At 70.3% G+C, this 26,599-nt stretch carries 23 protein-coding genes, 2 tRNA genes and 1 pseudogene; 4 read left to right on the top strand and 22 right to left on the bottom strand.

What is annotated here, in order from left to right; translation table 11 throughout:
• Window positions 1-149 precede the first annotated feature (149 nt).
• Window positions 150-2,153 (top strand): DUF262 domain-containing protein, encoded by a 2,004-nt coding sequence (locus ABD705_RS12085; protein WP_344783905.1) that lies wholly within the window; start codon window positions 150-152, stop codon window positions 2,151-2,153.
• Between the two features lie 410 nt (window positions 2,154-2,563).
• On the opposite strand, the gene ABD705_RS12080 is transcribed toward ABD705_RS12085, so the two are convergent.
• Both ABD705_RS12080 and ABD705_RS12075 read right to left on the bottom strand, forming a co-directional pair.
• Window positions 2,564-2,637: transfer RNA gene (locus ABD705_RS12080), tRNA-Ile, on the bottom strand.
• A gap of 24 nt (window positions 2,638-2,661) precedes the next feature.
• Entirely contained in the window at window positions 2,662-3,660 is a 999-nt protein-coding gene (locus ABD705_RS12075) for a DMT family transporter (protein WP_344783903.1), read from the bottom strand.
• A gap of 42 nt (window positions 3,661-3,702) precedes the next feature.
• Here ABD705_RS12075 and def point away from each other — a divergent pair, with 42 nt between their 5' ends.
• A complete protein-coding gene (gene def, locus ABD705_RS12070) occupies window positions 3,703-4,269 on the top strand; it encodes a peptide deformylase (protein WP_344783901.1) in 567 nt (188 codons plus the stop codon).
• 10 nt (window positions 4,270-4,279) lie between these two features.
• Here the strand turns inward: def and ABD705_RS12065 are convergent, their stop codons facing one another.
• On the bottom strand, window positions 4,280-4,831 hold the full coding sequence (locus tag ABD705_RS12065; protein WP_344783899.1) for a ribonuclease H family protein: 552 nt from the start codon (window positions 4,829-4,831) through the stop codon (window positions 4,280-4,282).
• Window positions 4,832-4,934: 103 nt separating this feature from the next.
• On the opposite strand from ABD705_RS12065, the gene ABD705_RS12060 reads away from it, so the two are divergent.
• A complete protein-coding gene (locus ABD705_RS12060; protein WP_344783897.1) occupies window positions 4,935-5,726 on the top strand; it encodes an IclR family transcriptional regulator in 792 nt (263 codons plus the stop codon).
• Between the two features lie 13 nt (window positions 5,727-5,739).
• Here ABD705_RS12060 and ABD705_RS12055 read toward each other — a convergent pair.
• From ABD705_RS12055 to dusB, 6 genes are all read right to left on the bottom strand, one after another.
• Window positions 5,740-5,812 (bottom strand) — tRNA-Asn (locus ABD705_RS12055).
• 53 nt (window positions 5,813-5,865) lie between these two features.
• Window positions 5,866-6,657 carry an ATP-binding cassette domain-containing protein gene (locus ABD705_RS12050; protein WP_344783895.1) on the bottom strand — a complete coding sequence of 264 codons (792 nt, stop codon included), beginning with the start codon at window positions 6,655-6,657 and terminating at the stop codon, window positions 5,866-5,868.
• A gap of 44 nt (window positions 6,658-6,701) precedes the next feature.
• Window positions 6,702-8,495, bottom strand: a complete 1,794-nt coding sequence (locus tag ABD705_RS12045; protein WP_344783893.1) for a molybdopterin-dependent oxidoreductase — start codon at window positions 8,493-8,495, stop codon at window positions 6,702-6,704.
• 89 nt (window positions 8,496-8,584) lie between these two features.
• Window positions 8,585-10,447 carry a DNA primase gene (gene dnaG, locus ABD705_RS12040; protein WP_344783891.1) on the bottom strand — a complete coding sequence of 621 codons (1,863 nt, stop codon included), beginning with the start codon at window positions 10,445-10,447 and terminating at the stop codon, window positions 8,585-8,587.
• Window positions 10,447-11,790: a deoxyguanosinetriphosphate triphosphohydrolase gene (locus ABD705_RS12035; RefSeq protein WP_344783889.1), complete on the bottom strand. Its 1,344-nt coding sequence runs from the start codon at window positions 11,788-11,790 to the stop codon at window positions 10,447-10,449. Before ABD705_RS12035 ends, dnaG begins: the two co-directional genes overlap by 1 nt.
• Window positions 11,780-12,967 (bottom strand): tRNA dihydrouridine synthase DusB, encoded by a 1,188-nt coding sequence (gene dusB, locus ABD705_RS12030; protein WP_344783887.1) that lies wholly within the window; start codon window positions 12,965-12,967, stop codon window positions 11,780-11,782. The genes ABD705_RS12035 and dusB overlap by 11 nt, the downstream gene beginning before the upstream one ends.
• 57 nt (window positions 12,968-13,024) lie before the next feature.
• Here dusB and ABD705_RS12025 point away from each other — a divergent pair.
• Window positions 13,025-13,531: pseudogene (locus ABD705_RS12025) on the top strand (glutathione peroxidase); the annotation flags it as partial.
• A gap of 18 nt (window positions 13,532-13,549) precedes the next feature.
• Here the strand turns inward: ABD705_RS12025 and ABD705_RS12020 are convergent.
• From ABD705_RS12020 to ABD705_RS11960, 13 genes are all read right to left on the bottom strand, one after another.
• The gene (locus tag ABD705_RS12020; protein ID WP_344783885.1) at window positions 13,550-14,221 is read right to left on the bottom strand and encodes a DsbA family oxidoreductase; all 672 of its coding nucleotides are present in this window, start codon (window positions 14,219-14,221) and stop codon (window positions 13,550-13,552) included.
• Between the two features lie 48 nt (window positions 14,222-14,269).
• The gene (locus tag ABD705_RS12015) at window positions 14,270-15,079 is read right to left on the bottom strand and encodes an isoprenyl transferase (protein ID WP_344783883.1); all 810 of its coding nucleotides are present in this window, start codon (window positions 15,077-15,079) and stop codon (window positions 14,270-14,272) included.
• A complete protein-coding gene (gene recO / locus ABD705_RS12010) occupies window positions 15,076-15,828 on the bottom strand; it encodes a DNA repair protein RecO (RefSeq protein WP_344783881.1) in 753 nt (250 codons plus the stop codon). The genes ABD705_RS12015 and recO overlap by 4 nt, the downstream gene beginning before the upstream one ends.
• 86 nt (window positions 15,829-15,914) lie before the next feature.
• On the bottom strand, window positions 15,915-17,669 hold the full coding sequence (leuA, locus tag ABD705_RS12005; RefSeq protein WP_344783879.1) for a 2-isopropylmalate synthase: 1,755 nt from the start codon (window positions 17,667-17,669) through the stop codon (window positions 15,915-15,917).
• Between the two features lie 157 nt (window positions 17,670-17,826).
• The gene (gene era, locus ABD705_RS12000) at window positions 17,827-18,720 is read right to left on the bottom strand and encodes a GTPase Era (RefSeq protein ID WP_344783877.1); all 894 of its coding nucleotides are present in this window, start codon (window positions 18,718-18,720) and stop codon (window positions 17,827-17,829) included.
• Between the two features lie 35 nt (window positions 18,721-18,755).
• Window positions 18,756-20,042 (bottom strand): hemolysin family protein, encoded by a 1,287-nt coding sequence (locus ABD705_RS11995; RefSeq protein ID WP_344783875.1) that lies wholly within the window; start codon window positions 20,040-20,042, stop codon window positions 18,756-18,758.
• A complete protein-coding gene (gene ybeY, locus ABD705_RS11990) occupies window positions 20,039-20,506 on the bottom strand; it encodes an rRNA maturation RNase YbeY (RefSeq protein ID WP_344783873.1) in 468 nt (155 codons plus the stop codon). The genes ABD705_RS11995 and ybeY overlap by 4 nt, the downstream gene beginning before the upstream one ends.
• Complete coding sequence (locus ABD705_RS11985) at window positions 20,503-21,582, bottom strand: PhoH family protein (RefSeq protein WP_344783871.1); 1,080 nt, start codon at window positions 21,580-21,582, stop codon at window positions 20,503-20,505. The genes ybeY and ABD705_RS11985 overlap by 4 nt, the downstream gene beginning before the upstream one ends.
• Window positions 21,583-21,666: 84 nt before the next feature.
• Window positions 21,667-22,398 (bottom strand): 16S rRNA (uracil(1498)-N(3))-methyltransferase, encoded by a 732-nt coding sequence (locus tag ABD705_RS11980; RefSeq protein WP_344783869.1) that lies wholly within the window; start codon window positions 22,396-22,398, stop codon window positions 21,667-21,669.
• 5 nt (window positions 22,399-22,403) lie between these two features.
• Window positions 22,404-23,516, bottom strand: coding sequence for a molecular chaperone DnaJ (dnaJ, locus tag ABD705_RS11975; protein WP_344783867.1), 1,113 nt, complete (start codon window positions 23,514-23,516; stop codon window positions 22,404-22,406).
• 47 nt (window positions 23,517-23,563) lie between these two features.
• Window positions 23,564-24,610 (bottom strand): heat-inducible transcriptional repressor HrcA, encoded by a 1,047-nt coding sequence (gene hrcA / locus ABD705_RS11970; RefSeq protein ID WP_344783865.1) that lies wholly within the window; start codon window positions 24,608-24,610, stop codon window positions 23,564-23,566.
• Window positions 24,611-24,691: 81 nt separating this feature from the next.
• Complete coding sequence (hemW, locus tag ABD705_RS11965) at window positions 24,692-25,909, bottom strand: radical SAM family heme chaperone HemW (protein ID WP_344783863.1); 1,218 nt, start codon at window positions 25,907-25,909, stop codon at window positions 24,692-24,694.
• The gene (locus tag ABD705_RS11960; protein WP_344783861.1) at window positions 25,909-26,559 is read right to left on the bottom strand and encodes a DUF1990 domain-containing protein; all 651 of its coding nucleotides are present in this window, start codon (window positions 26,557-26,559) and stop codon (window positions 25,909-25,911) included. The genes hemW and ABD705_RS11960 overlap by 1 nt, the downstream gene beginning before the upstream one ends.
• Window positions 26,560-26,599 lie beyond the last annotated feature (40 nt).

Genomic DNA, 26,599 nt, shown 5'->3' with positions numbered 1-26,599 from the left:
AGCACGTTTTAACAGGCCCGACTTAGGCAAGCCTACATCGGCGGTCTGCGACGCCCCCGGTGGCCGCACCGGGAATATCCGTCGCCCGCAATAGAGTGGTTCGGGTGCCGCGGGCACCCGCGTTCCGAGCTGAGAGGATGTTGCCGCCGATGGGCAGTGCCACGAACGTCGACGCCACCGCGGTGAACACCATCGAGTGGCTCGCGCAGACTCGCGCCGCGATCGTGGTGCCGGTCTATCAGCGTCAGTACCGGTGGGACATCGGCGGGTGCGAGCAGCTGCTTGCCGACGTGCGCGCGGTGGCCGACTCCGACGGCCGCAGCATGCACTTCATCGGGTCGATCCTCTCGGCGGCGACCTCTCAGGCCGGAGCGGACGAGCTCGTGCTGATCGACGGTCAGCAGCGCATCACGACGTTGATGCTCCTCGTGGCGGCGCTGCATCACACCGTCCGCGACCAGGACCCGGCACTCGCCGCCCAGCTGCTGCGGGTGCTCACCGTGCCCGGCCAGGAGCGCACCAAGCTGCGCCCGCACCGCGAGTGGGCCGATGTCTTCCAGAGCGTCGTGCTGAGCGTGCGCTCCCCCGGCGACGAGCGCCGCGAATCGCGCTTCGACGACAACTACGCGTTCTTCCGCAGCCAGGTCGCGCCCGAAGACGCGCCTCGGGTATGGCGCGGCATCCAGAGGCTCGAGCACGTGTCGATCACGCTGCAGACCGGCGCCAACGCGCAGCAGATCTTCGAGAGCCTGAACTCCACCGGAGAACCGCTGCGCGACCATGAGCTCATCCACAACTACATCCTGATGGGGCTGGGCCACGCGCAGCAGACCGCCGTCGAAGACGAGTTCTGGCTGCCCATCGAGCAGGCCACCGGCGAGCAGATCGCGGCGTTCTGGCGGCACTACCTGATCATGACGACGGGCCGCGAGGTGACCGTGGCCGGTGAGCGCGGCGTGTACGACGCGTTCCGGGCCGAGGTGCCGCGGCTCGATTTCGACACCCTGCGCGCACACGCCGCCCAGTGGCGCGACTACGCCCAGGCCTACCGCGTCCTGCTGCACCCCGATGACGAGCCGGATGCCGCCGTCTCGCGCCAGCTCGGCTACGTCGCCACGTTCGGGCGCGGCATGTACCCGCTGGTGCTTCGCGCCTATCACGAGTGGACCGCCGGCCACTCCGACCGGGCCGAGCTCATCGAGCTGCTCGAGCAGGTGCAGGCGCTGCTGCTGCGCCGCCAGATCGTCGGGATCAGCAACGATCGCCTGGTCGCCCGGCTGTGCCGGGCGCGTGCCGAGGGCCCGGCACAGCTGCGGCACGCGATCTCGCGGATCATGCCGTCCGACGAGCGTGTGCGGGTCGCGCTGAAGTACGGTGACCTGCCGCACGCGGCATATGTGCTGGGGCGCATCGCCGGCATCGAGGCGGGCCGGCCGGTGGACGTCGATCACATCTTTCCGCTCGCCCCGGCAGACGACTGGACCGGCGATGGCATCCGCACCTGGGCGGAGCTGACCGACGACGAGCAGAACAGTCATCGCGCGCTCGCCCAGTCGCTGGGCAATCTGACTCTGCTCGAGCAGCCGCTGGCCGAGCGGGTGTTCGGGGCCGCGTTCCCCGACAAGCGTGCGGTCTACGCACGCAGCGGCATCATCGCGACGGCCGAGCTGGCGACCGTGGATGTCTGGGGCACGGCGGCGATCGCAGCCCGGACGGTCGCCCTGACCGAGGCCGTGCTGCAGATCTGGCAGCGCCCGGCGACCGTGCTGATCGACGACGACGGCTTGACGCCGGTGCTCGATGCCAAGCGCCGGCGCGGCTGGCCGCGCGGGTGGGAGCGGGAGTTCGAGTACGTCGAGTACCGCGGCGAGCACTGGGAGGTGCACGACGTGAAGTACCTGTTCAACCGCATCTTCCGCCGCCTCTGGGCCGATTCCCGGGCCGACGTCGTCGCGTACAGTGCACGGCACGGCGGACCGATCTTTTCGGCGCAGGCCTGGAACGGCCAATGGGATCCGCTGGACGAGTCGAACTTCCTCTACATGGGGTGGGACTCGAAGTACATGCTCACTGCCGTGCAGGGAGTGCTCGATGAGGCGGGTGTGGCACCCGAGGTGTTCATCAAGTACTCCTACCTCGGCGCAGCGATGTAGCACGGGTGATTTCAGGCACACTTCCGGGCGCGTGCACAGCGGCGCGGCCGACGGAACTGTTATCCTTGATGAGGTCGATTGCGTCCGCCCACAACGAGTCCCCAGCTCGGTGTCCTGTTCCCCAGACGGGCCGTGGCGACGGGCGCGATTGCCTTGGTGGGTGCTGCGGGCCTTCGTTCCCCAACGCTGATGCTCGCGGCGCCCACCCTCTTCGCGCACCTTCCCGTGCAGTCCGCCGAAGTGGATCGATGCGAACTGCCGCGCTCGGCGCGACAAGTGACTTCAGATTAGCGGATTCACACGATTTCTGTCCCCCATGTGGGGGACAAGATCCATTCCTTGGGAAATCTTCAGCTTCCCTGAACGCCACGTCTGGCGGTCGTGAGACCGGACAAGACGCTGTCTCTCGGTAGGGCGGGTGGGACTTGAACCCACGATCGTCGGGTTATGAGCCCGCTGCCTTAACCAGCTTGGCCACCGCCCCTCGGGGTTCGAGCCTACCGGTAGCTCACCGCTTCGGTGTGCCCGGTGTCGGACCGCCGCTGCCGCGGCGGAACGGCAGCTCCTGGCTGTCACTGACCACCTGCGGGTGGTTGCGCGCGAGCGAGAACACGCCGTAGACCGCGATCGCCCCGGCGACGCCGAAGCCGATGAACGCCCACGGTCCGGCGGTGGCAGCCTCTTTCAGCACGGTCAGCCCGATCAGCACCGCGACCAGCGGATCGACGACGGTCAGACCGGCGATCACCAGATCGGGCGGGCCGACCGAATACGCCGTCTGCACGAAGTACGCCCCCAGCGCCGCGGCCACCACCACGCCCACGGCGCAGATGATCGTCACGGGGTCGATCTCGCCGGCCTGCACCCGCTTGATGACGATCTTCGCGAGGGTGGCGACGAAGCCGTAGAGGATGCCCGATGCGACGATGTAGAACAGCGGGTGCGCACGCCGGCGCACCAGCACCCACGTCGTCGTGAGCACGATCAGCACCCCCAGCAGCATCAGCAGCACGCTCAGCAGTTGCCAGCCCTGCAGCGGCGTCTCGGTCGCCACGAACGCGGCGATCGTGACGAAGATGAAGATGCCGCCCACGCAGGCGATGATCGAGGTGATGGACTGCCGCGTCGGCGCGTGCCCCGACACGCGGGCGTTCAGCAGCGTCGTCAGCACGAGCGAGACGGCCCCCAGCGGCTGCACCAGGATCAGCGGCGCGAACGCGAGTGCCGACAGCTGGCAGACGATCGCGAGCACGAGCATGAGCGTGCCGGCCACCCACGAGGGCCGGCGCAGCAGGCTCAGCAGCTGCCGCATGCTCAGCCCCGCGCTCCCGGAGGTGCCGGTCATGCGCTCGACCTTGGTCACGCCGCGATGCTGGTACTGCGCACCGAACGACATGAACACGGCACCCAGCAGCGCCAGCGGAATGCCGATCAGGATGGCGGGATCGCGGAACACGCCGACGAGATGGTCGGTCACGTCGTTCAGCGGCAGGCCTGTCGCGATCACCCTTCGAGATTAGTCGGAGGCACTGTTGGTTAGGCTGAAGACGTGGCCATTCTGCCGATCCGCATCATGGGCGATCCCGCCCTGCACTCCCCCGCAGTCGACGTGACCGAGATCACCGACGACATCCGCCGGCTCGTCGCCGACATGTTCGAGACGATGGATGCCGCCCCCGGCGTGGGGCTGGCCGCCCCGCAGGTGGGCGAGTCGCTGCGCATCTACGTCTACACGTACCAGGACGACGAGGGCAACCCGTGGCGCGGCGAGATCATCAACCCGGTGCTGTGGATGAAGCCGTGCGAGCCCGGTGATCCGGACCCGGACGACGAGTCGGAAGGATGCCTGTCGTTTCCGGGCGAGCGCTTCCCGCTGCGCCGCTCCGACGAGGTGATGGTCACCGGGATCGACGTCAGCGGGGCGCCGGTGCGGATCGAGGTGGACGGCTGGCGGGCGCGGATCATGCAGCACGAGTTCGACCACCTCGACGGCATCCTGTACATCGACCGGCTGGGCGAGCGCGACTGGAAGACGACGCAGAAGATCGCGCGCAAACGCGGCTGGGGCGGCCCCGGCCAGGCCTGGACGCCGGGCGTCGACGACATCGACGCGTAGCGCGGCGGGATCAGCGCTTGCGGGCGCGATCCTGCGCGGCCCGCGGCGGGTCCACGCTCACGTCGAGCGACTCCTGCCCGTTCAGCGACGACCAGCTGCCCGCCGTGCCCTCGGCCGCACGCGCCGCTGCCCGCACGGCACGCTCGTCGGCCCAGCTGTTGAGGCGATGGCCGGCATGCCCGCGCACATGCTCGAGGACCACGTCGGGCAGACCGTGCGCGCGCCGCTGGTCGCGCTCGGCGATGAGGTCCTTGAGGATCTCGACGTTCTTGGTCGGAGCGCCGGTGCTGGTCTTCCAGCCCCGCCGGGCATGGGCATCCATCCACTTGGTGTAGGTGTCGATCGCGTACCTGGAGTCGGCCTGCACGGTCAGCTGCTGCACGTCACGGTGATCACGGATGGCGTTGAGCAGTCCGAGCAGCTCGCCGATGTTGTTCGTGCCCTGCGGGATCGCCCCCGCCGCCCAGTGGCCGTCTGCGCCGACCCAGGCCCATCCGGCCGGCCCGGGATTGCCCGAGCAGGCACCGTCGGTGGCAACCGTGTATTCCCTGATGATCGGCATCCTTCCAGTGATTCGGGGCGCGCTCCCGACCAGTGAGTTTACCGGTGGCCGGCGCGCGATCCGCAGACCACGCGCAGCGTGGTCGCATCGGTAGGGTGAGGGGATGACCGGCAACCCGTCCCAGGTGCCGGCCGCCGATGGGGCGCTGCGGATCCTCTCGTTCCTGGCCGCCCAGCGCGGCCCCGTGGCCGCCGCGCGCCTGGCCACGGCGCTGGAGCTGCCGCGCTCGACGGTGTATCACCTGCTGGGCGTGCTGCAGCAGCGCGGCTTCATCGTGCATCTTCCCGAAGAGCGGCGCTACGGGCTCGGGTTCGCCGCGTTCGAGCTGTCCAGCGGGTTCTCACGGCAGCAGCCGCTCGCGCGTTTGGGCCGGCCGCTGGTGGCGGGCCTTGTCGACCGGGTCGGCGAGAGCGGCCACCTGGCCGTCCTGCACGGGCGGGATGTGCTGTATCTGGTCGAGGAGCGCGCGCCGCGGCGTCCGTCGCTGGTCACCGACGTCGGCGTCCGGCTGCCCGCCCATCTGACGGCGACCGGCCGCGCCCTGCTGGCCGCGCTGCCGCCCGCCCAGCTGCGGGCGCTGTATCCGGATGCCGCGGCCTTCGCCCAGCGCTCCGGGGGCGGTCCGCAGACCTACCGCCAGCTCAGGCAGCTGCTGTCGGCCGTGCGCGCGGCCGGCTACGCCACCGAGAGCGGCGACGTCACGTCGGGCCTGGCCTCGGTGGCGGTCGCGGTGCTCGACCACGTCGGGTGGCCGGCGGCGGCTGTCGCCATCACCTTCGCCGCCGATGCGGCGGACGAGCGGACCTGGGCGGCTCTGGCCGCCGAGGTGCGCACCGCTGCGGCGGAGCTGACCCGCCGGATCAGCGGCGCGCCGGCCGGATCGCTGCGAGGATGAACCCCGCCTGCTGCTCCCCCACTTGGACTCGAACCAAGAACCTGCCGGTTAACAGCCGGCTGCTCTGCCAATTGAGCTATGGAGGATTACGTCCGCATGTGTGCGGCACCCAGATATCGTAGCAAACTTCCGCAGCCGGTCAGGACGCGAACACGCTGCGATCGGCCTCGCCGCCCGGCGTCCACAACAGGTCATCCGCATCGTGCCCGGTGGCCACCACATGGCCCGAGCGCACCACCAGCACGGCGGCGTCCAGCGCGCGCACGGCGGCCCGATCATTGCCGACCAGCAGGGTTGACATGCCGTAGCCGTCGCGGCGTCGCACGATCGCCGCCAGCACCGCCCCGCGCGCCTGCACGTCGAGACCTGCGAACAGATCGTCGGCGATCAGCACCTGAGGCTGCAGCATCAGGGCCCGCGCGAAGGCGACCCGCTGCCGCATCCCCGCACTCAGCTCGTAGGGGTACTGCACGCTGATCCCCAGCGGCAGCTTCAGCTCGTCCAGCAGGGTCGCCACCCGCACCGCGAGGGCGTGCTTGTTGACCCGTCGGTCACGGCTGGCCACCGGCGAGCCGACCACCTCTTCGACCGTCAGCCGGGCCGGCAGCACCGCGCCCGCGCCCTGCCCGACATAGCCGGTCAGATAGGTCAGCAGCCGATGCGCCCGCCCCGCCCGGCGCACGTCGACGCCCTCGACCTGCGCGCTGCCGCCGACGACGGCCAGGCCCAGCTCGTCGGCGCCCGCGAGCACCGCCGCCAGCGACGACTTGCCGGATCCGGTAGGTCCGAGCACCGCCAGCGTGCGCCCGTGCGGCAGCACGGCATCGACGCCGTCGATCACGCGGGCGCTCGCGCCGCCACGGCTGCCCACACGGGCGATCGACAGATCCGTGCAGCGGAGGGCGACATCGGCGTCACGACGGCGGGACATGCTCTCATCCTGCCCTGCCCGCCGGCGCCGCGCCACCGCGGCCGTCAGATCGACTGGCTGTACCCGAAGAACTCGTGGTCGTTGTTGTACCCGCCGTGCCCGCCGCCGACTTCGGCGAAATGCTCGACGAACTCGATGCCCTTGATCCACTTGACCATCTTGAAACCGAGCTGCACCTCGTTGCGCAGCCGCAGCGGCGCCCCGTGCCCGTACGAGAGCGTCTCGTCGTTCATGTCGTACGCCAGCATGGTCAGGTCGTAGCTCATCTGCTCGATCGGCTGCGCGTCGTAGTAGATGCCGCCGTCGGACCCGTCGGCGAACGAATAGAAGATCACCCACTTGGCCTCCGGGCGCGGGCGTACCAGATCCACGATCGTCTGCATCGACACGCCGCCCCATTTGGCCACGCCCGACCAGCCCTGGATGCAGAAGTGCTGTGTGATCTGCTCGTGGTGGTCAAGGCCCCGCAGCGTCACCAGGTCGAGTTCGACCGGGTTGTCGACCAGCCCGTTGATGCGCAAGCGGTAGTCCGCGAAGTTGCCGTCCCGCAGCCGCTGGTACTCGTCGCTGTCGGGGTATTTGCCGTTGTGCCAGAAGTACGGCGAGATGTCCTTCTCGGTGTACTGGCCGGGCTTGGCGTCGACGTGCTCGAACAGGCGCTGGGCCGGGCCGATCAGGGCGTAGCCTGCCTTCTGGATGACGCGCGGGAACCGCCGCGTCGCAGGGCTCGCCGCCCCCCAGCCGACGATCATGACGACCATGGATGCCGCGAAGATCCAGAAGCCGGCCCACGAATCGTCATCGCGCATCGCGAACATGTGGTTGAGGTTCTGCAGGGCGCCGGTGGCCATCACCAGGGTCACGTGGATCACGATGAACACCACGAACCACACCATCACGAAGAAGTGCAGCGACCGCGCGACCTGGATGCTGAGCACCCGGCTGACCCAGTGGAACTTGGTTGACAGCGCCGGCGACATCCCGAGGCCCGTGATCAGCGCCAGCGGCGCTGCGATGAACACCGTGATGAAGTAGGCGATCAGCTGCAGCGAGTTGTAGTTGGTCCACCCGGTCTCCAGCGGCCAGTTCATCGACAGGTACTGGATGGCCACCGAGATCGAGTTCGGGATGACGTCCCAGTGCAACGGCACCAGGCGCACCCATTGGCCGGTGCTGAAGATCAGCACGTAGAAGATGATGCCGTTGGCCAGGAACAGCGTGTCGACGCCGAGGTGCCACCAGCGGGCAAGGCCGATCGTGTGCCGCCGACCGGGCAGCCCCACGCCGGCGGGCAGGGTGATCGAGTCCTCCTTCGCCGTGTACAGCGGGTTCGGCGGGATGGGATGCTGCATCCGGAACCAGTTCTTGCCGGGCCCGCTGTGCCGCGTCCAGTACAGCCGGGGATGATCGGCGAGGATCTGCCAGCCGGACCGGATGATGAAGATCAGGAAGAACGCGTTCAGGAAGTGCTGCCAGCCCAGCCACGCGGGAAAGCCGACCGGGGCCCACGACGGCAGCTCGGACTGCCCGGGATACGTGGTCATGAAGTCCTGCACGGCGGGGACCGTGCGCAGTCCGCGGGCCACCGCGATCGCCGCGACCAGGATCACGAACCCGATCGGGATGAACCAGAGCAGGTTGAACCACTTCGAATGACCGATCCGGATGCGCGGCGCGACGCCGTACTGGGCGGGGATGCCCCCGGCCCAGTCCCGATCGATCACGTCATGTTTCTTGACCGACAATTCGGACCGGAAGCTCTTCATGACCGCCTCGGGCACCACGTCGGGTGCAGGAGCAGGCAGGTCACTCGGCACAGGACCAGCACTCGTGCTCATGCATTTCACGCTACCCGCGCGGCGGCCGGTCACCGGCGCAGTGGACGCACCGAAAAGCTGGCAAACCGCTATCAGCGCAGGCGCACCGGCTACTGGTCGGCGAGCAGCCGCTGGCGGTCGGCATCCACCTCGCGCAGCTGCAGCCGTACGGCACGACCCTCTTCCGAGTCCGGCGCGACCCGCTGCACCGCTCCGAGCAGCTCGCGCTTGCGCGCGTCCAGCGACCGGGCGACCAGGCGCCGCGCCAGGTCCTGCGCCGACACCGTCGCGTGGTCGTCGTCGCGCGCCGGGAACTGGCCGGTCAGCAGCTCGGCGGCCAGCGATCGGTACGGCTCACGCACCCCCTGGACGGCGTCGGCCGCCCACCCGGGCCGCGACATGTCGGAGGCCGCCGCGACGCTCTGCCGCACCGCCTCGAGCCCGGGATGGCGCAGCGGCAGCGCCACCGCCCGTGCCCGCAGCTCAGGATCGATCCTGTGGCCGTACTGCAGAAAGCCCATCAGCGCGTCGCGCTCCAGCGGAGTGTCGCCACTGCGCGGCAGGGTCGCCAGAGTGACCCGCAGCTCCTCGCCGGCGGACGCGTCGGATGCCGCAGCCTCCGGCGGCGCGTGACGCACCGGCGCATCCTTCGCGCCGGTGCGCGCGGCCTGCTCTACGGCGCCGTGCACCTCGCCGACGTCCAGCCCGAGCCGGCGGGCCAGCACGCGCTCATACTCGCGGCGCATGATCGCATCGCGCAGCTCCGCGACGATCGGCGCCGCCGAGCGCAGCCCACCGATCCGCCCCTCCACCGTGGCCAGGTCGTAGCCGGCCAGCCGCTGGTCGATGACGAACTCGAACATCGGCACCTTGGTGTCCATCAGCGACCGGATCGCGCCGTCGCCGCGCTGCAGGCGCAGGTCGCACGGGTCCAGCCCCTCGGGCGCCACGGCGACGAAGCTCTGCGCCTTCAGGCCGCGAATCGACGCGAACGCCCGCACCGCCGCCTTCTGCCCGGCGGCATCCGGATCGAACGTGAAGACCACCTCGGCGGCGGCCTCGTCGCCGATCACGCGGCGCAGCATGTTCATGTGGTCGATGCCGAACGCCGTGCCGCAAGTGGCCACGGCGGTGGCCACCCCGGCGAGGTGGCAGGCCATCACGTCGGTGTAGCCTTCGACGATCACGACGCGCCGCGGGTCGCCGCGCGAGATGTCGCGCCGGGCCAGATCCAGCCCGTAGAGCACGTTCGTCTTCTTGTACAGCGGTGTCTCGGGTGTGTTCAGATACTTGGGGCCGTTGTCGTCTTCGAGCAGACGCCGCGCACCGAAGCCGAGGGTCTGTCCGGTGATGTCGCGGATCGGCCACAGCACCCGACCCCGGAACCGGTCGTACACGCCCCGCTGGCCCTGCGAGACCAGCCCCGCGGTCGTTAGCTCCTCGCGGGTGAAACCCTGCGCCGTCAGCGCGTCCAGCAGGCCCGACCACCCCTTCGGCGCGAAGCCGACGCCGAAGTGCGCGGCCGCCCCCGCATCGAAGCCGCGCTCGCCCAGAAAGCGCCGCGCCACATCGGCGGCCGGGGTCATCAGCTGGGTGCGGAACCACTCGGCGGCGGCGGCGTTGGCCGCATACAGCCGGGCGCGCCCGGAGGACTCCGGAACGGCGCCGCCCTCCTCGTAGTGCAGCGGGTAGCCGATCCGCGCCGCCAGCCGCTCGACGGCCTCGGTGAAGGTGAGGTGGTCCATCTGGCGCAGGAAGGTGTACACATCGCCGGACTCGCCGCAGCCGAAGCAGTGATAGAAACCCGCCTGCGGGCGCACGTTGAAGCTCGGGCTGCGCTCGTCGTGGAACGGGCAGAGTCCTTTCACCGACCCGATGCCGGCGGATTTGAGCGCGACGCGCTCGCCGATCACATCGGCGATGTTCACCCGCGCCTTGACCTCGTCGACGTCGGCCTGCGAGATGCGCGGCATCAGCCCACCTCCGCGTGCAGCGGTGCCGCCGGCAGCCATACGCCGATCGAACCGGCGTCGACATGCCCGACCAGGCGGCCGTGCCAGGCGACCGCGATCTGGTCGGTCAGGCTCGCGATCTGGTCGACGATCACGCGTCGGGCGGCGGCATCCGATGAGGCGGCGGCGAAGTCGCCGGCATACACGGCATCGAGGTGATCGGGATGCTGCCACAGGGCGTCCGCGAGGCGCTTCAGCACCCGCCGCTGCTCCTTGTAGAGCGCCTTGCGGCCCTCGATCGAGACGACGGTGGCGCCGATGATGCCCTTGAGCACGGCCATCTCGGCCTCGATCACCCGCGGCACCACGACGTGCGCGCGGTAGCGGGTCAGCACTGGGCTCTGATACGCCGCGCGCGTCGCGGCGGTGGCGGCGCGCGCGAAGCGGCCGATCAGATCGCTGGTGAGGTTCTTCAAGCGCGCGTGTGCGGCGCGCGAGCCGTCGAAGCGGGGCGTCCAGTCGGCCAATGCGGTCAACCGGTACAGCGCGTCCTCGAGCTCGTCGCGGTGGAAGTCGTAGCCCACCCACGCCTGGATCGCGTCCAGGAGCGACTCGTGCTCGTCGGGCGCGGTCAGCCGCGCCGGGTCGAGATAGCCGTTGACGATGGCGTCTTCGAAGTCGTGCACCGAGTAGGCGATGTCGTCCGAGAGATCCATCACCTCTGCCTCGATGCAGCGCACCCGGCCGGGAGCGTCCGCGCGCATCCAGGTGAACACGGCCTCGTCGTCGCGGTAGACGCCGAACTTCAACCGGCCGCCGGCGTCGGGCAGGGGCCGCTCGGCCGTCCACGGGTACTTGCAGGTCGCGTCCAGGCTCGCCCGCGTCAGGTTCAGGCCATAGCTGGCGCCGTCGTCGCCGAGCACCTTCGGCTCGAGGCGGGTGACGATGCGCAGCGTCTGCGCGTTGCCCTCGAAACCGCCGATGTCGGCGGCCCAGTCGTTCAGCGCGCGCTCGCCGTTGTGGCCGAACGGCGGATGTCCGAGGTCGTGATTCAGGCATGCCGTGTCGACGACGTCCGGCGAGAGCATCAGCGCGAGCGCGAGCTCCCGGCCCACCTGGGCGACCTCGAGCGAATGCGTGAGCCGGTTGCGGGCGAAGTCGACCGGCGAGGCGGGGCTGAGCACCTGCGTCTTGGCGGCGAGCCGGCGCAGCGCCGCGGAGTGCAGCACCCGAGCCCGGTCGCGCGCGAAGTCGTCCCGCTGCGAGCGGTGCCGCTCGCCGTGGAACCGCTCGGCATCCGCCTCATCGTATCCGCTCGGCCGTCCCGTCCAGACGCCGACCGCGGATGCTGCCTCACCCGCCACTGGTGTCGAGTTCCCCCTCGGTCAGATGCGCACTGGCCGCCGCGCCGATCTCGCGCGAGTCCAGCCACCGCTCCGGCAGCGCCGTGCGCTTCGGAGTGCCGGCGCGGCCGCGCTGCCCTTCCGCGGATTCACCCGGGTAGGGGGCGTCGCCGTCGAGCTCGCCGAGCAGGTCGTCGATCTCGGCGAGGCTCGAGGCAGTCGCGAGCCGCGCACGCAGGTCGCCGCCGACCGGATAGCCCTTGAAGTACCAGGAGACGTGCTTGCGGATGTCGCGGCAGCCGCGGTCCTCGTCCTCGAAGAACTCGACCAGCAGCTCGGCGTGCCGGCGGAACGCGCGGGCGACGAACCCCAGGGTGGCGTCGACGGGTTCGGCACGTTTCGACTCGCGGCGCTCGCGGGGCGGCCGGGGGGTTCCCAGAGCGCGCGTGAGATCGCCGAACAGCCACGGCCGGCCCAGGCATCCCCGACCCACCACGACGCCGTCCGCGCCGGTGGTGGCGATCATCCGCTGTGCGTCGTCGGCCGACCAGATGTCGCCGTTGCCGAGCACGGGGATGCTGGTGACGGCTTCCTTGAGCGTTGCGATCGCAGCCCAGTCGGCGTGCCCGGAGTAGAACTGCGATGCGGTGCGCGCGTGCAGCGCGATTGCGGCGACCCCGGCGTCTTCAGCGATCCGCGCGGCGTCCAGGTAGGTGAGGTGGTCGTCGTCGATGCCCTTGCGCATCTTGACCGTCAGCGGGATGGGCCCGGCGGCGCGGACGGCGCTGGTGACGATGTCGCGGAACAGGTCCAGCTTCCACGGCAGGGCGGCTCCCCCGCCCTTGCGGGTGACCTTGGGCACCGGGCAACCGAAGTTCATGTCGATGTGATCGGCGCGGTCCTCGTCCACCAGCATCCGCACCGCATCGGCGACGGTGCGCGGGTCGACGCCGTACAGCTGGATGGAGCGCAGCGTCTCGGACGAGTGGTGTCGGATCAGCCGCATCGTGGTCTGATTGCGTTCGACCAGCGCGCGCGTGGTGATCATCTCGCTTACGTACAGCCCCGCCCCGTATTCGCGGCACAGCCGCCGGAACGCCGTGTTGGTGATGCCTGCCATCGGCGCCAGCACGACGGGCGCGTCGAGCTCGATCGGCCCGATGCGCAGCGCAGGGGCGGGAGCGGTCGCGACAGTCACCTGACCATTCTCCCAGACTGGGGCTGTGCCGTGTCGCACCGACCTACGCTGGGGGATATGAGCGAGCACACCACGACCACCACGCAGTTGCGCGACATTCCCTTCCGCACCGCGGACGGCGGCACCGCGACGCTCGCCGACTATGACGGCAAGGTCCTGATGATCGTCAACGTCGCCTCCCGGTGCGGTTTCACCCCGCAGTACGAACAGCTCGAGAAGCTGCAGCAGACCTACGGCGACCGCGGCTTCACGGTGCTGGGCTTTCCGTGCAACCAGTTCATGCATCAGGAGCCCGGGACCATCGACGAGATCCTCGACTACTGCACGACCACCTGGGGCGTGACCTTCCCGGTGCTCGACAAGCTCAAGGTCAACGGCCGCGACGCCGCGCCGCTGTATCAGGCGCTGAAGAATACCGAAGATGCCGAGGGCGTCCGCGGGCGGGTCGCCTGGAACTTCGAGAAGTTCGTGCTGACGCCGTCAGGCGAGGTGCACCGGTTCCGCTCCAAGACGGTGCCGGATGCCCCGGAGGTCGTCGAGATCATCGAGCGGAACCTGCCGGCCGCGCACGGACAGCTGTGCTCAGGCGGGCTGCGCGCTGCGCTCGTCCCGCACCTGGCGCACGATCTGCGTGAACGCCTCGGGCGGCTGGGCGCCGCTGACACCGTACTTGCCGTCGATCACGAAGAACGGCACGCCGTTGATCCCGTACTTCGCCGCCTGTTCCTGGTCGGCGCGAACGTCCTTCAGGTGGCGTCCCGACTCCAGTGCGTCGCGGGCGGCATCGCCATCCAGCCCGGCGTCTTCGGCCAGCGCGACGAGGTCGTCGATGCGGCCCACATGCCGGCCCTCGAGGAAGTAGGCCGACATCAGCCGCTCCTCCATCTCGAGCTGACGGCCCTGCTCCTTCGCGAAGTGCAGCAGCTCGTGCGCCTTGACGGTGTTGGTGTGCTGCAGGATGTCGTAGCGGTAGTTCAGCCCGGCCTCGGCCGCGACGCCGGTGACCCGCGCGAGCATCTGCTGCACCTGCTCGCGCGCCAGACCCTTGTGCGAGGCGAGGAAGTCCAGCTCGTCGCCTTCGAAATCGACCGGCGTGTCGGGCGACAGTTCGAAGGAGTGATACACCACCTTGACCTCGGGGGCGTTCTCGTCGGCGGATGCAGCAGCCAGCCCCTTCTCCAGATTGCGCTTGCCGATGTAGCACCAGGGGCAGGCGATGTCGGACCAGACGTCGATGGCGATGGAATCAGTCACATCGAGTGCAACGGGCCGTACTCGGCAATATTCCCGTGCCACGGGCGCCTACAGGCCGGTGTCAGGCGCATCCACCGCGCCGCCGAACCGGCGATCGCGGCCCAGGTACAGGTCGATGGCATGCCACAGGTCGGTGCGGGTGAAGTCCGGCCAGAGCGTGTCGAGGAAGACGAACTCGGCGTAGGCGGACTCCCAGAGCAGGAAGTTCGAGGTGCGCTGCTCGCCCGACGAGCGCACGAACAGGTCGACGTCGGGCATCTCCGGCACGTACAGGCGGCGCCGCACCAGCTTCTCGGTCACCGCGGACGGCTTGAGCCTGCCGGCCGCGACGTCGGTCGCGATTGAGCGCATGGCGTCGACCAGTTCGACCCGGCCGCCGTAGTTCACGCACATCGTCAGGGTCAGCACGTCATTTCCGCGGGTGAGCTGCTCGGCGTACTGCAGCTCGGAGATCACCGAGCCCCACAGCCGCGGCTTGCGGCCCGCCCATCGGATGTGCACGCCCCACTCGTTGAGCTGGTCGCGGCGGCGGTGCAGCACCTCGCGGTTGAAGCCCATCAGAAACCGCACCTCGTCGGGTGCGCGCGTCCAGTTCTCGGTCGAGAAGGCGTACACCGAAAGATGCTTGACGCCTGCCTGGATGGCGCCGGCGACGACGTCCAGCAGGGCGGCCTCGCCGGCGCGGTGGCCCTCGATGCGGGTCAGTCCGCGGCGGTTGGCCCAGCGGCCGTTGCCGTCCATCACCAGGGCGATGTGGTTCGGCACCGACCCGCGCGGATAGTCCGGCGGGTAGATCCCGGTCCAGTCCACACGGCGGTAGGCGACGGCATCCGCGTGGGTGTACGGCTTGGGCGTCATCGGCGGGCGGCCTCCGGCTGGGCGGGCTCGCGCAGCACGTGCGACAGCGCACGGATGCCGCGCTCCAGGTGGTACTGGGCGTACGCGCCGACCAGCCCGGAGGCGGCGGCGGTGGCGCCGGCGGGTGCGGCATCCACTTCGTCCCATTCCCCCGCGATCAGCGACTGCAGCAGGTTCGTCGTGGCCACGTCCACGTGCACCGCTCCGGCGGGTGCGCAGTCGCGGCAGACGACGCCGCCGGCCTGCGCGACGAACGAGCCGTGCGGGCCGGGCAGTCCGCAGCGGGCGCAATCGCTCAGACCCGGCGCCCAGCCCGACAGCGACATCGCCCGCAGGAGGTAGGAGTCCAGGATGCTGCGCGCGGCATGCTCGCCGCGCGCCAGAGCGCGCAGGCCGCCCACCAGCAGCAGGTACTGCTGCCCGGTGGCCTCGGCCTCGTTGAGCCGATCGGCGGTCTCGACCATCGCACTGGCGGCGGTGTAGCGGTCGTAGTGCACGGCGATCTGGGCGCCGTAGGCACCGAGCGATTCGGCCTGCTGGATGATGTCGAGACTGCGCCCGATGTACACCTGCACGTCGGCGACCATGAACGGCTCCAGCCGCGCGCCGAACCGGGACGAGGTGCGCCGCACCCCCTTGGCCACGGCGCGGATCTTGCCGTGCCGGCGGCTCAGGCAGGTCAGGATGCGATCGGCTTCACCCAGCTTGTGGGTGCGCAGGATCACGACCTCGTCACGGTAGGTGGGCACCCCTCGATTATCCCGCGGGCAGCGGGAATGTGCCCGCGGCCCCGCCGTGCGACCGTGGATGACGCATCGCCACCGGGGCGCCGGCCTCACACGGCGGCGAGCTGGTGCTGCCGCGTGCGGATCGACCGGTTCACGCCCGAGACGATCGCCTTCAGGCTCGCCGTCGAGATGTCGCCGTCGATGCCGACGCCCCACAGCCGCTGGCCGTCCACCTGCAGCTCGACGTAGGCCGCCGCCTGCGCGTCGCCACCGGTCGAGAGCGCGTGCTCGACGTAGTCGTACACCGTCACGTCGATGCCCTCGGCCCGCAGCACCTCGACGAACGCGGCGACCGGTCCGTTGCCGTGCGCCTGCGTCTGCACCTCGGCGTCCCCGTCGCGCAGGCTCACCTCGAGGGTGACCTCTCCGGTCATGTCGCTCTGCGTGCGGGTGCTGCGCAGCTCGAACCGGCCCCACTGGGCGTCGACGTCGTCGGTGGGCAGGTACTCGTCGGTGAAGATGTCCCAGATCTCGCCGCTGGTGACCTCGCCGCCCTCGGCATCCGTCTTGGCCTGCACGACACCCGAGAACTCGATCTGCAGCTTGCGCGGCAGGTCCAGCGCGTGGTCGGCCTTCAGCAGATAGGCCACGCCGCCCTTGCCGGACTGCGAGTTGACCCGGATGACCGCCTCGTACGAGCGGCCCAGGTCCTTCGGGTCCACCGGCAGGTAGGGCACCGCCCATTCGATGTCATCCACCGTGACGCCGGCGGCCGCGGCGCGGGCGGCCATCGACTCGAAGCCCTTCTTGATGGCGTCCTGATGCGATCCGCTGAACGCCGTGAACACCAGGTCGCCGCCCCACGGCGTGCGCTCGGGCACCGGCAGCTGGTTGCAGTGCGCAACGGTGCGCTTGATGTGGTCGATGTCGCTGAAGTCGATCTGCGGGTCGATGCCCTGGGTGAACAGGTTCACGCCCAGGGTGACCAGATCGACGTTGCCGGTGCGCTCGCCGTTGCCGAACAGACATCCCTCGATGCGGTCCGCACCGGCCAGGTAGCCGAGTTCGGCGGCGGCCACGGCGGTGCCGCGGTCGTTGTGCGGATGCAGCGACAGGATGACGTTCTCGCGGTGGTTCAGGTGCCGGCCCATCCATTCGATCGAATCGGCGTAGACGTTGGGGGTGGCCATCTCGACGGTCGCGGGCAGGTTGATGATGACTTTGCGCTCCGGGGTCGGTTCGAAGACCTCGAGCACCTGATTGCAGATGTCGGCCGCGAACTCCAGCTCGGTGCCGGTATAGCTCTCCGGCGAGTACTCGTAATAGACGGTCGTGCCGGGCACGGTCTGCTCGTACCGGCGGCACAGCCGCGCGCCCTCCAGCGCGATGTCGATCACGCCCTGCTTGTCGGTGCGGAACACGACGTCGCGCTGCAGGATGCTGGTGGAGTTGTACAGGTGCACGATGGCCTGCCTGGCCCCGGCGATGGCCTGGTAGGTGCGCTCGATCAGGTGCTGCCGCGACTGGGTGAGCACCTGGATCGTGACGTCGTCCGGGATCAGATCCTCCTCGATCAGCTGCCGGACGAAGTCGAAGTCGGTCTGGCTCGCGCTCGGGAAGCCGACCTCGATCTCCTTGTAGCCCAGCTGCACGAGCAGGTCGAACATGATGCGCTTGCGCTCGGGGCTCATCGGATCGATCAGCGCCTGGTTGCCGTCGCGCAGATCGACGGCGCACCACCGCGGTGCCGTGGTGATGTGCTTGGTCGGCCACGTGCGGCCCGGCAGGTCGACCCGGATCTGCTCGTGGAACGGCCGATACTTGTGGATCGGCATCGACGTGGGCTGCTGGTTGTTGTGCATGATGCGGCTTCTTCTCTGACTGGAAAATGGGCGGACCGGCACGAAGCTCCGCGACGAGGAAGGTCCTAGAACGAGGACTCGTCGCGGCGGCTAAGAAGAAGCAGTCCGCTGAAGCGCATGCTGACAGGGTACACCCATCAGCCGGGCGCCTTCACGCTCAGAACCCGAGCCGGCCGAGCTGCTTCGGGTCGCGCTGCCACTCCTTGGCCACCCGCACGTGCAGCGACAGGTACACCCGCGAGCCGACCAGCGGCTCGATCTGGGCGCGGGCGCGGGCACCGACCTCCTTCAGGCGCGAGCCCTTGTGTCCGATGATGATCGCCTTCTGGCTGTCGCGCTCGACGATGATGTCGGCGAACACGTCGGTCAGCTCGCTGCCCTCACGGGGGGCGATCTCCTGCACCACGACGGCGATCGAGTGCGGCAGCTCGTCGCGCACGCCCGCCAGCGCCGCCTCGCGGATCATCTCGGCGACCCGGTCGGGCACGCTCTCGTCGGTGACGACCCCGTCGGGATACAGCGCCGGGCCCCTCGGCATCAGCTTCAGCAGCTCGTCCACGACCACGTCCAGCTGCTGCCCGGACTGCGCCGAGAGCGGGATGACGGCATCCCAGTCCTCGCGCAGTGCATCGACCTCGAGCAGCCGCTCGGTGATCTGGTCGCGCGAGGCGGCGTCGGTCTTGGTGACGATGGCGACCTTCTTCGCCCGCCGGTAGCCGTCCAGCGACGCGGCGATGCGGCGGTCGCCGGGGCCGACCTTCTCGGTCGCCGGGGCGCAGAACGCGATCACGTCGACGTCGCCGAGCACCTGTTCGACGAGGTCGTTCAGGCGCTGCCCGAGCAGCGTGCGGGGCCGGTGGATGCCGGGGGTGTCCACGATGATCAGCTGGCCGTCGGGCCGGTTCAGGATGCCCCGGATCGCGCGCCGCGTGGTCTGCGGCTTCTCGCTGATGATCGCCACCTTCTCGCCGACCAGAGCGTTGGTGAGGGTCGACTTGCCCACGTTGGGTCGCCCCACGAAGGTCACGAACCCGCATCGGATATCGGTCATGTGCATCCTCGTCTCTGTGCGGTCTTGCCGCGGTCTCACCGGTGTTCCGCCGGCGGCGTCTGCGTCGGGCGCGGCGCCCGCTCCACGAACACGGTCGCGATGCCCCGGCCGCGACCTCGTGAGGCGCCGCCGGTCAGCCGCAGCCCGTCGTGCACGGCCGACGCCCCGGGCTGCGGCACGCGCCCGAGCACCTTGCCCAGCAGTCCCCCGATCGAGTCGACGTCGTCGTCGTCCAGCTCGATGTCGAACAGCTCGCCGACGTCGGCGACCGGCAGCCGGGCGCTGACCCGGTAGCGGCCGGGCTCGATCTGCACGACCTCGTTCTGCGGCGGGTCGTACTCGTCGGCGATCTCGCCGACGAGCTCCTCGATGAGGTCTTCCAGGGTCACCAGTCCCGACACGCTGCCGTACTCGTCGACGACGATGCACACATGCACGGCATCGCGCTTCATCTGCTGCAGCAGCGTCTCGGCGCGCATCGACTCGGGCACGAACACCGGCGGCCGGGCGATGGCGCGGGCCGGCGAGTCGCGCCAGCCGTCCTGGTCACGCACGCTGACCGGCACCAGATCCTTCAGATACAGCACCCCCACGACGTCGTCGGCGTCGTCGTCGACGACCGGGATGCGCGAGACGCCGCGGTCGAGGAACACCGTCATGGCGTCGCCGGCCGTGCTGCCGGCATCCACCGTCACCATGTCGGTGCGCGGCACGCACACCTGTCGCACGAACGTGTCCGTGAAGTCGAAGACGGAGTGGATCAGGTCGCGGTCGTCCTCTTCGATGAGGTCCTGCGTCGCGGCCTCGTCGACCATGCTCAGCAGCTGCTCTTCGGTCGCGAACGAGGCGCCGTGCGCGCCCGGGGTGACCTTGCCGCCGAACACGATCAGGCCCTGCACGACCGGGCCGAGGATGATCCGCAGCCCGCGGATGATGCGCGCCGACCCGCGCAGCAGCCCGTGCGCGTGCCGGCGGCCCACCGAGCGCGGGCTGGCGCCCACCAGCACGAACGAGATGCCGGTCATCAGCACGGCCGCGGCGAGCATCGCCCACCAGATGTTGCCGAACAGGATCGTGAAGGCGACCGTGACCAGCACCGCCGCCGTGGTCTCGGCCAGCACGCGGATGAACACCACGGCGTGCAGATGCGCGTCCGGATCGGCCGCGATGCCCCGCAGCTGCGCCGCGCCGCGGCCGCCGTCCTCGGCGAGGTCGAGATAGTCCTGCCGGCCGGTCACGCCCATCGCGGCGTCGATGGCCGCCGTCAGCCCGCCCAGGGCCACCAGCAGCACCGCGGCGACCAGCAGCAGCGTCGCGGTCATCGCGGGCGGTGCCGCTCGGCGGTGTGGAAGCTCAGCAGCAGGTCGCGCTGCAGCGCGAACATCTCGCGCTCTTCGTCGGGCTCGGCGTGATCGAAGCCGAGCAGATGCAGCAGGCCGTGCGTGGTCAGCAGCAGCAGTTCGTCGAGGGTCGGGTGGCCGGCCGTCTCGGCCTGCGTCTCGGCGACCTGCGGGCACAGCACGATGTCGCCGAGCAGGCCCGGCGCGGTGGGCACGTCCTCGGTGCCCGGGCGCAGCTCGTCCATCGGAAAGCTCAGCACGTCGGTGGGGCCGGGCTCATCCATCCACTGCACGTGCAGCGCCTCCATGGCGCCCTCGTCCACGAGCAGGATCGCGACGTCGGCGTCGGGGCTGACGTGCAGCTGGGCGAGGTTGTGCTCGGTCAGCCGCAGCAGCACGGCCTCGTCGACCGACATGCCGGATTCGTTGGTGATCTCGATGGTCATGCGCGTCCTCGCTTGGGGATGTGGTCGCGGGGCCCGCGCGGTCGCCGGGCGCCGCGCCGCTCGGCGCGGTTGGCGAACTCAGCGGCCTCGTCGCGCTCGCGCCGGCCGGCCAGCCGCTGCTCGTCGTATGCGGTGTAGGCGTCGACGATGCGCCCGACCAGAGTGTGCCGGACGACGTCGGCGCTGGTCAGATACGAGAAGTGGATGTCGTCGATGTCCCCCAGCACCCGGGTCACCAGCCGCAGGCCGGACGCCGCAGTGGGCAGATCGACCTGCGTGATGTCGCCGGTGACCACCATCCGGGTGCCGAATCCGAGGCGGGTCAGGAACATCTTCATCTGCTCGGGGGTGGTGTTCTGCGCCTCGTCGAGCACCACGAACGAATCATTGAGCGTTCTTCCGCGCATGTACGCCAGCGGGGCGACCTCGATCGTGCCGCTGGCCATGAGCTTGGGCACCAGCTCGGGGTCCATCATCTCGTTGAGGGCGTCGTAGAGCGGCCGCAGGTAGGGGTCGATCTTGTCGGTGAGGGTGCCGGGCAGGAAGCCGAGCCGCTCCCCCGCCTCGATCGCGGGGCGGCTGAGAATGATGCGGCTGACCTCTTTGCGCTGCAGCGCCTGGATCGCCTTGGCCATCGCCAGGTAGGTCTTGCCGGTGCCGGCCGGGCCGATGCCGAACACGATCGTGTTCTGGTCGATCGCATCGACGTATTCCTTCTGGCCGGCGGTCTTGGGCCGGATGACCTTGCCGCGCGAGGTGAGGATCGCCTCGCCCAGCACTTCGGACGGGCGCGGCCCGCCCTCGCTGCGCAGCATCCGGCTGGACGAGACCACGTCGACCGGGTCCAGCCCCTGCCCGGAGCGGGTCATCGCGATGAGCTCGTCGACCAGGGCGTGCGCGGCGGCGACCGAGGCGGCATCCCCGGTCAGGGTGATCTCGTTGCCGCGCACGTGCATGTCGACGTCCGGGTGCTCGCGCTCGACGACCCGCAGCAGCCGGTCCTGCGGGCCGAGCAGCTGCACCATGGCCACACCGTCGGCGTACACGCGCTCGGTGACAGCCTCCTCATCCGGCATTCACGCTCTTCTCTTCCGGGCCCAGGCGACCGCGGCGCGAAGGCCGATCCTGGGCGGACTCGTGGCATCCATCCTACTGAGCGCTCAGATCCGGCCGAGCTGGATTCCGACGGCGACCAGGGCCGCCGGTCCCGCGGTCGAGGTGCGCAGCACGTTCGGGCCCAGGGTCGCGACGGCGGCGCCGGCGTCGACCAGAGCGGCACGCTCTTCGGGCGCCACCCCGCCCTCCGGGCCGACCACCAGCACGACGTCACGGCTGTCGGCGGCGTGCAGTGCGAGCGCGGACAGCGGGATCTGGCCGACCGGGTCGAGCACCACGACGCGCGACGTCGCGGCCCGGGCCACCAGGGCCGCCGTGCCGGTGACCTCGGCCACGTCCGGCACCCACGCGCGGTGGGCCTGCTTGGCGGCTTCGCGCACGATGCTCTGCCAGCGCACCCGCCCCTTGGCCGCCTTGGCGCCGTCCCAGCGCGACACGCTGCGCGCGGCCTGCCAGGGCACGATCTCGTCGGCGCCCAGTTCGGCGGCCGCCTGCACGGCCAGCTCGTCGCGATCGCCTTTGGCCAGCGCCTGCACCAGTACGATGCGCGGCGTCGGCGCCGGCAGCGTGGCGCGGTCGGTGATCTGCACGACGACCTCGCGCGGGGCGACCGCGGTGCACTGCCCGGTCAGCCAGAGCCCGGTGCCGTCGCCGATCGTGATCTGCTCGCCCACGCGCACGCGACGCACTGCGGCGGCGTGGTGCGCCTCGGCACCGGTGAGCACGACCGTCTCGGCGGACGCCTCGGCGCCGGCGACGATGAAGTGCAGCGGCACGTCGGTCAGCTGTTCCGGAACCGGTCGCGCAGGCGCGCGAACAGTCCCTGCTGGAACTCGGCGAGCTTGGGCCCGGGCGCCTTCGTGGCCTTCTTGAACTGCTCGATCAGGGCGCGCTCCTTGGCATCGAGCCGGGTCGGGGTGACCACGTGCACGCCCACGCGCAGGTCGCCGCGCTGCGACCCGCGCAGCGGCGTGATGCCGCGGCCCTTGATCGTCAGCACGTCGCCGGACTGCACGCCGGGCCGCACCTCGAGCTCGACCGGGCCGTCCAGGGACTGGATGCCGGTGGTGGCGCCCAGGATCGCATCGGGCATCGACACCTCCAGCGTCGCCAGCAGGTCGTCGCCGTCGCGGCTGAACACCTCGTGTGGCGCGACCGTGATCTCGATGTACAGATCGCCGTGCGGGCCGCCGGCGGGGCCGACCTCGCCCGAGCCGGGCATCTGCAGCCGCAGCCCGGTCTCGACGCCGGCGGGGATGTCGACCGAGACGGTGCGGCGTGCGCGCACCCGCCCCTGCCCCTGGCAGGTGGCGCAGGGGAACGGGATCGTGGTGCCGTGCCCCTGGCAGACGTTGCACGGCACGCTGGTCACGACGTTGCCGAGCAGGCTGCGCACCGTGCGCTGCACGTGCCCGCTGCCGTGGCACACGTCGCATGTGACCTCGGAGGTGCCCGGCTGGCAGCACGAGCCCTGGCAGGTCTCGCACAGCACGGCGGTGTCGACCTCGAGGTCGCGGTGCACGCCGAAGACGACGTCGCCGAGATCCAGGTTCACCCGGACCAGGGCGTCCTGCCCGCGCTCGCGACGGGAGCGCGGGCGGGCACCGCGGCCGCCGGCCGCGCCGAAGAACGTCTCGAAGATGTCGCCGAAGCCGCCGAAGCCGCCGCCTTGGCCGAACGGCATGTCGCCGCCGGCGTCGTAGCGCCTGCGCTGCTCGGGGTCGCTGAGCACGTCGTACGCGTGCGTGACGTGCTTGAATTTCTCCTCGGCATCCGCGCCCGGGTTCACGTCCGGGTGCAGCTGCCTGGCAAGACGTCGATAGGCCTTCTTGATGTCGTCCTGCGAGGCGTCCCGCGGGACGCCGAGAATCTCATAGTGGTCCTGGTCAGCCACATTCGCCTTCCTGCCCGCAGATCACGGGGTGATGTTGTGCCGGGTGCTCAGCGCGACGTGTCGTCTTCTTCGAGCAGGCGGCTCAGGTAGTGCGCGACGGCGCGAACCGCCGCGAGGTTGGTCGGGTAGTCCATGCGGGTCGGACCCAGCACGCCCACGCGTGCGCGGGACCCGGTCGCGTCGTAGTCGCCGGTGACGACGGATGCCTCGCTCAGGCCGAACGCCTCGTTCTCGCGCCCGATCGACGCGGCCAGGCCCTCCCCGTCGGCGACCATCTCGCCCATCAGCCGCAGCAGCGTCACCTGCTCTTCGATGGCCTGCAGCAGCGGGTAGATGCTGCCTTGGAAGTCGTCCTCGCGCCGCGCGAGGGTGGCGCTGCCGGCCAGCAGCAGACGGTCCTGGCGGAACTCCTCGAGCTCTTCGGAGACGACGAGCAGGAGGCTGTGCAGCACGTCGTCCAGCCGGAGCGGGCGCGGCTGGTCGCGGCGCTCGGCCAGCGCCGCCGTCACGGCCTTGGCCCCTTCGCCGACGCTGCGGCCGGTCACCAGCACCGACATCCGCGCACGCAGCTGGCCGATGTCGCCCTCGTCCAGGTCGGCCGGGGTGCCCACGATGCGCTGCGAGACCCGGCCGGTGTCCGTCACGAGGATCACCAGCACCCGGCTGCCGCCGAGGTCGACCAGTTCGACGTGCGAGACATTGGCCCGGGCGAACGACGGATACTGCACGATCGCGACCTGACCGGTGAGTCTGGTCAGCGCATGCACGGTGCGGGAGAGGATGTCGTCGAGGTCGGTGGAGCCGTCCAGGAACGCCGTGATGGCGCTGCGCTGTGCGGACGAGAGGGGCCGGAGCTCGGCGAGGTGGTCGACGAACAGCCGGTAGCCCTTGTCGGTGGGCACCCGGCCGGACGAGGTGTGCGGGGCGACGATGAGCTCTTCGTCCTCGAGCAGCGCCATGTCGTTGCGGATGGTGGCCGCCGACACGCCGAATGCGTGCCGGTCGACGATGCGCTTGCTGCCGACGGGCTCGCGGGTCTCGACGTAGTCCTGCACGATGGCCTGCAGAACCTGCAGACCGCGCTCGCTGACCATCTGCTCTCCCCTCCTCACATTGGCACTCAATGGTACTGAGTGCCAATTCTACCGAACTCGGCGGGGCGTCGTCGGCGGGGGTCAGTCCGTGAGCGCGCGCACCACCGCGTCGGCCAGGAGCCGCCCCTTCAGCGTGAGCACGATCCGCCCGTGCACCGCTTCGGTGCCGTCGACCAGGCCGTCGGCGATGAGTCCGGCGACGGCGCGGCGCCGGGGCTCGGGGATCTCGGCTATCGGCAGCCCTTCCCGGATGCGGGAGCGCAGCAGCACCGTCTCGAGCCGGCGCGCCTGTGCGTCGGGCTGCTCACGGCCGGCGGCCGGCGACTGGCCCGCGGCCAGGCGCTGCGCGTACGCGGCTGGATGCTTCACATTCCACCAGCGCACGCCGGCGATGTGACTGTGCGCCCCGGGGCCGAAGCCCCACCAGTCGGCATTGCGCCAGTACGAGAGGTTGTGCCGCGAACGGTGCGCGTCGCCGCGGGCCCAGTTCGAAACCTCGTACCAGGCGAACCCGTCGGCGGCCAGCATTCCGTCGGCCAGCTCGTACATGTCGGCTTGCAGGTCGTCGTCGGGGGCGGGCACCTCGCCGCGGCGGATCTGCCGGGCCAGCTTGGTGCCCTGCTCGATGATCAGCGCGTAGGCGGAGATATGGTCGGGCGCAAGGCCCAGCGCCGCGCGCAGCGACTCGCGCCAGTCTGCCAGCGACTCCCCCGGCGCGCCGTAGATCAGGTCGACGCTGACGTCCAGACCGGCGCCGCGCGCCGCCGCCACGGCAGTGGCCACATTGTCGGGGCGATGAGTGCGATCCAGCGCCGCGAGCACGTGCGGCACGGCCGACTGCATGCCCACCGACAGCCGAGTCACCCCGGCGCCGGCCAGGGTGCCGGCGACGGCGTCGGTCACCGTGTCGGGGTTGGCCTCGACCGTGATCTCGGCGCCGTCGGCGATGCCGAAGGTCGCCCGCACGCCGTCGAGCATCCGCGCGAGGTCGCCGGGCGGCAGCAGCGTCGGCGTGCCGCCGCCGAAGAAGACGGTGGATGCCGGTCGCACCCCGCCTGCTGCCTGCAGCACGTCACGGGCCAAGGCCACCTCGGCCAGCAGCGTGTCAGCGTACTGATCCTGACGCGCACCGCGCAGTTCGGTGGCGGTGTAGGTGTTGAAATCGCAGTAGCCGCAGCGCACCCGGCAGAACGGCACGTGCAGGTACACGCCGAAGTCGCCGGTCGCGTCTATCGCGGTGCCGGGCGGCAGCGCGCCGTCGGCCGGAGCCGGGTCGCCGATCGGAAGAGCCGAGCCCATCAGGCCGGCGACGTGTAGAGCGGCGAGATGGCCCGCAGATACCGCTGGAACAGCGCCTTGCGTCGTCGCCGGATCAGTGCCGGCATGACCCGGTAGCCGAGGGCGCGGGCGGAGTCGAAGGCCCGCACTGTGAACCACACCTCGTCGTTGTCGTACCAGTCGACCATGAACGATTCCTCGCCGCTGACGACCGATTCGCCGACGGTGCCGAGCGCGAAGCCGACCCGACGCGGCTCTTCGACGGCGAAGATGACGCGCAGTTCGGCGTCGGCGCGCATGCCAGCGACCCGGCCGTGCACGCGCAGCGTGGTGCCCGAGCCCACCCACGGCGTGCCGTCGGGATCGAAGCGCTGATCTGCTTCGAGCCGACTGGGCACGACCGGGGTGCCGTCGTGGTCGAAGGCCACGCCGGTGTACATGGGACCTGCGGCCGGGCGCACGTCTGAGACGCGCAGCCCGCCGTCGCGCAGCGCGCGCCAGGACAGCAGCGCTTCGGACGCCGTCGTGAAACGGCTCTGGCCGCTGCCGATCCGCCAGGACTGCTCGGCAGGGATGCTGCGCTCGGGAGGGTACTGCATCAGGTCGGGTGCCTGCGATGCCCCGACCGCGGCATAGTCCACCGTCTCGTCCCGGAAGGTCCCTCGGCGCATGGGCTCCAGCCTACCGACGCGATGCTGAAAACGGCGTGCA

It is taken from the genome of Microbacterium kribbense (genome assembly GCF_039537285.1).
In the GTDB taxonomy this organism is placed as follows: Bacteria; Actinomycetota; Actinomycetes; order Actinomycetales; family Microbacteriaceae; genus Microbacterium; species Microbacterium kribbense.
This window is presented reverse-complemented; position numbering and strand designations above follow the sequence as displayed.